Origin of the sequence: Mesorhizobium sp. M7A.F.Ca.ET.027.03.2.1 (genome assembly GCF_003999175.1) — a bacterium.
Lineage (GTDB): Bacteria > Pseudomonadota > Alphaproteobacteria > Rhizobiales > Rhizobiaceae > Mesorhizobium.
On the sequence record NZ_RZOM01000487.1, the window covers coordinates 1 to 4,460 of the forward strand.

Consider the following 4,460-nt stretch of genomic DNA (forward strand, 5'->3'; position numbering starts at 1 on the left):
GGCACGAGGGGCGCGACCCCGCTGGCATCACCACGCAGGACCCCGAATTGATGAAGCGGGTCGACCCGGTGGCTGCCGGGCGCCGGCTGGCGAACTACCTCAAGGTGATGACGCTGGAAGCGCAGACCATCGCGCGTGCCTGCGGCAAGAACAGCCTGCACAATCTCGAACCCGAGGACCTCGTCGCGCTGACGATCGAGGCAGCCGCCATGGCCGGCGTGCCGCTGGCCGGCACCAACTGGATACCGGGGAAGAACGGCTTCTAATCAACGAAGGGCCGACTCCCGCATACTCGGGAACAACAATCGATAAAAATGGGGAACTATCGTGGCAACTGATCTTGCAGAATTCGCAAGGGCGAAAAACGTCAAATATTTCATGATTTCCTACACTGACCTGTTCAGTGGCCAGCGTGCCAAGCTGGTGCCGGCACAGGCTATCGCCGACATGCAGAAGGACGGCGCCGGCTTTGCCGGGTTCGCCACCTGGCTGGACCTGACGCCGGCGCATCCCGACATGCTGGCGGTTCCGGATCCGGATTCGGTGATCCAGCTGCCGTGGAAGCCTGAGGTCGCCTGGGTCGCGGCCAACTGCATCATGGACGACAAGGAGGTCGACCAGGCGCCGCGCAACACGCTGAAGCGGCTGATCGCGGAGGCCGCCAGCGACGGTATGCACGTCAAGACTGGCGTCGAGGCCGAGTTCTTCCTGATTTCGCCCGATGGCAAGACGATTTCCGACGAATACGACACGGCCTCAAAGCCCTGCTACGACCAGCAAGCGGTGATGCGGCGCTACGACGTCATCGCCGAGATCTGCGACCACATGCTGGCGCTCGGCTGGGGCGCCTACCAGAACGACCACGAGGACGCCAACGGCCAATTCGAGATGAACTGGGCCTTCGACGACGCGCTGGCGACCGCCGACAAGCACTCGTTCTTCAAGTTCATGGTCAAGTCGATCGCCGAGAAGCATGGCCTGCGCGCGACGTTCATGCCCAAACCCTTCCAGGGGCTGACCGGCAATGGCTGCCATGCCCATATCTCGGTCTGGGATAAATCGGGCAAGACCAACGTTTTCGCCGACAATGCGATGGAACTCGGCCTGTCGGCCAAGGGCCGGAACTTCCTCGGCGGCATCATGAAGCATGCTTCCGCGCTTGCCGCGATCACCAACCCGACGGTGAATTCCTACAAGCGCATCAACGCGCCGCGCACCATCTCGGGCGCGACCTGGGCGCCGAACACGGTGACCTGGACCGGCAACAACCGGACCCACATGGTGCGCGTGCCCGGCCCCGGCCGCTTCGAACTGCGGCTGCCGGATGGTGCTGCCAACCCTTATCTGCTGCAGGCGGTTATCATCGCCGCCGGCCTCGACGGCATCCGCTCGAAGGCCGATCCCGGCAAGCGCTACGACATCGACATGTACCAGCATGGGCACACGGTGAAGGGCGCTCCAAAACTGCCGCTCAACTTGCTCGACGCCTTGCGAGAGTTCGACAAGGACAAATCGCTCAAGGCGGCGCTGGGTGAGGAATTCTCGTCGGCCTACCTAAAGCTGAAGCACCAGGAATGGAATTCCTATGCTTCGCACTTCACGCAATGGGAGCGCGACCACACGCTGGATATCTGACCACCAGCGCGGTGCGAGCGACCTCGGAATGAACTGATGAAATATTCTATCTTCTCGCTCGCCCGCGCCGCCCTGTCCGGCCACAAGAACTGGCAGCGCACCTGGCGCGACGCCACGCCGAAGGATCGCTACGACGTGGTGATCATCGGCGGCGGCGGCCACGGGCTTGCCACCGCCTGGTTTCTCGCCAGCGAGTACGGCATCAAGAATGTCGCCGTACTCGAAAAAGGCTGGATCGGCTCCGGCAATGCCGGCCGCAACACCACCATCATCCGCTCCAATTACGGTCTGCCCGGCAACACCGGCTTCTACGAACTGTCGATGAAGCTGTGGGAGCGGATGGAGCAGGACCTCAACTACAATGCGATGGTCAGCCAGCGCGGCGTCATCAACCTCTACCACTCCGACGCACAGCGCGACGCTTATGCGCGGCGCGGCAACACCATGCGCATCAACGGCATCGACGCCGAACTGCTCGACCTCGCTGCCGTCAAGAAGATGATACCGTTCCTGAACTTCGACAATGCGCGCTTTCCGGTGCAAGGCGGGCTCTTGCAGCGGCGCGGCGGCACGGCGCGGCACGATGCGGTGGTCTGGGGCTATGCGCATGCGGCGAGCGAACTCGGCGTCGACATCATCCAGAATTGCGAAGTCACCGGCTTCGTCAGGGACGCCAATGGCAAGGTGACCGGCGTCGAGACATCGCGCGGCAAGATCGGCGCCGGCAAGGTCGGCATGGCTGTTGCCGGAAGTTCGTCGCGCGTCGCGGCGATGGCCGGCCTGCGCCTGCCTATCGAAAGCCATGTGCTGCAGGCCTTTGTCTCCGAGGCGATCAAGCCGCTCATCCCTGGTGTCATGACCTTCGGCGCCGGCCATTTCTACGTCAGCCAGTCGGACAAGGGCGGGCTGGTCTTCGGCGGCGATATAGACGGCTACAATTCCTACGCCCAGCGCGGCAACATGCCTGTGATGGAGGATGTCTGCGAGGGCGGCATGGCGCTGATGCCGATGATCGGCCGCGTGCGTCTTTTGCGCCAGTGGGGCGGCATCATGGACATGTCGATGGACGGTTCGCCGATCATCGACAAGACGCCAGTCGACGGGCTCTATCTCAACGCCGGCTGGTGCTATGGCGGCTTTAAGGCGACACCAGGCTCCGGCTTTGTCTTTGCCCACCTTCTGGCCCGCGATGAATCGCACGAAGAGGCGGCACGGTTCCGCCTCGACCGGTTCCGGACTGGTGCGATGATCGACGAAAAGGGCCAGGGCGCCCAACCGAACCTGCATTGAAGGCGGTCTAGAACAGCATGCGCATTGTCTGTCCCTTCTGCGGCGAACGCGAACTCGGCGAGTTCACCTATCTCGGCGACGCCAAGCCCGTACGGCCCGAAGCCGGCGCCTCGGAAGACGAGGTCTTCGACTATGTCTATCTGCGCGACAATGTCGCCGGCGCGACCAGCGAACACTGGTACCATGGCGGTGGTTGCCGGGCCTGGCTGAAGGTCACACGCAACACGCTGACGCACGAGATTTCCACCGTTGAGCCGGCGGCTGGCGTGGGTGCGAGGCAGGTCGCGAAATGAATTTTCTTGTGCAAGTCAGCGCCGCCCCTCACCTGCCTGCCGGCACCCTCTCCCCGTATAGAGACGGGGAGAGGGACCTGGCTGCTATTCCTGCAGCGTTGATGATTAGCGAAATCGTGGACGAGAGCGTCCTTCTCCCCGTCACTATACGGGGAGAAGTGCCCGGCAGGGCGATGAGGGGCGGCTCGACGCTGCCGCATGACATCGAAGCGACGAAGGGTCGGCAATCGTGACTTCCAGCCAATCCTACCGTCTCACGTCGGGCGGTCTCATCGACCGCTCGGTGCCACTGAACTTCCGTTTCGACGGCAAGATTTTCTCCGGCTTCCAGGGCGACACGCTCGCCTCGGCGCTGATCGCCAACGGCGTCAAGCTGGTCGGCCGATCGTTCAAATACCATCGCCCGCGCGGTATTCTCACCGCTGGTTCGGAAGAACCCAACGCGCTGGTCGAGCTGCGCACCGGCGCACGGCGCGAGCCGAACACCAAGGCGACGACAGCCGAACTCTATGACGGGCTCGAGGCCGCCAGCCAGAACCGATGGCCGTCGCTGCGCCACGATGTGATGTCGGTGAACCAGCTGTTCGCGCCGATCTTCGTCGCCGGCTTCTACTACAAGACCTTCATGTGGCCGGCGAAGTTCTGGGAAGCGATCTACGAGCCGGCGATCCGCCGCGCCGCCGGCCTCGGCCGTGCCTCAGGCATCGCCGATCCCGATCACTACGACAAGGCATGGGCGCATTGCGATGTGCTGATCGCCGGTTCAGGTCCGGCCGGTCTGGCCGCGGCATTGGCAGCCGGCCGCGCTGGTACCCGCGTCATCCTGTGCGAAGAGGATTTTGTCCCCGGCGGCCGCCTGCTGTCGGATGGCGGCACGATCGATGGTGTGCCGGCAGCCGAATGGCTGTCGCGGACGCTGGCTGAATTGGCCGATATGCCCGATGTCCGCATCATGACCCGCACGACATTGTTCGGCGTCTATGATGGCGGTACCTATGGCGCGATCGAGCGGGTCAACGACCACCTGCCCTCGCCGCCCGAGCACCATGTGCGACAGCGGCTGTGGCGGATCGTGGCGAAGCGCTGCGTCGTCGCGGCCGGCGCCATCGAACGGCCGATCGTCTTTGCCGGCAACGACACGCCCGGTGTTATGATGGCGTCCGCCATGCGCACCTATGTCGCGCGCTATGCGGCGACACCGGCAAAGCGCCTCGCGCTGTTCACCAACAATGACAGCGCCTA

The 4,460-nt window shown here is 63.6% G+C and carries 5 protein-coding genes; all 5 read left to right on the forward strand.

All coding sequences use genetic code 11. The annotated features are described in order from the left end of the window. Nucleotides 1-266: glutamate synthase-related protein (locus EN750_RS20380; protein WP_245482752.1), on the forward strand; the 266-nt coding region annotated here is incomplete at its 5' end. A 61-nt stretch (nt 267-327) separates the two neighbouring features. Next, the gene (gene glnT, locus EN750_RS20385) at nt 328-1,635 is read left to right on the forward strand and encodes a type III glutamate--ammonia ligase (RefSeq protein WP_127397470.1); all 1,308 of its coding nucleotides are present in this window, start codon (nt 328-330) and stop codon (nt 1,633-1,635) included. A 36-nt stretch (nt 1,636-1,671) separates the two neighbouring features. Next, nucleotides 1,672-2,925, forward strand: a complete 1,254-nt coding sequence (locus EN750_RS20390) for a sarcosine oxidase subunit beta family protein (RefSeq protein WP_127270293.1) — start codon at nt 1,672-1,674, stop codon at nt 2,923-2,925. Nucleotides 2,926-2,942: 17 nt separating this feature from the next. Beyond that, nucleotides 2,943-3,218: a sarcosine oxidase subunit delta gene (locus EN750_RS20395; protein WP_127397471.1), complete on the forward strand. Its 276-nt coding sequence runs from the start codon at nt 2,943-2,945 to the stop codon at nt 3,216-3,218. Between the two features lie 229 nt (nt 3,219-3,447). Beyond that, nucleotides 3,448-4,460 (forward strand): 2Fe-2S iron-sulfur cluster-binding protein (locus tag EN750_RS20405; RefSeq protein ID WP_127397473.1); only part of this gene is annotated, 1,013 nt, incomplete at its 3' end.

Coding starts and splice junctions, on each gene's coding strand:
- EN750_RS20390 (WP_127270293.1), top strand. CDS start 1,672: ATGAAATATTCTATCTTCTCGCTCGCCCGCGCCGCCCTGTCCGGCCAC.
- EN750_RS20395 (WP_127397471.1), top strand. CDS start 2,943: ATGCGCATTGTCTGTCCCTTCTGCGGCGAACGCGAACTCGGCGAGTTC.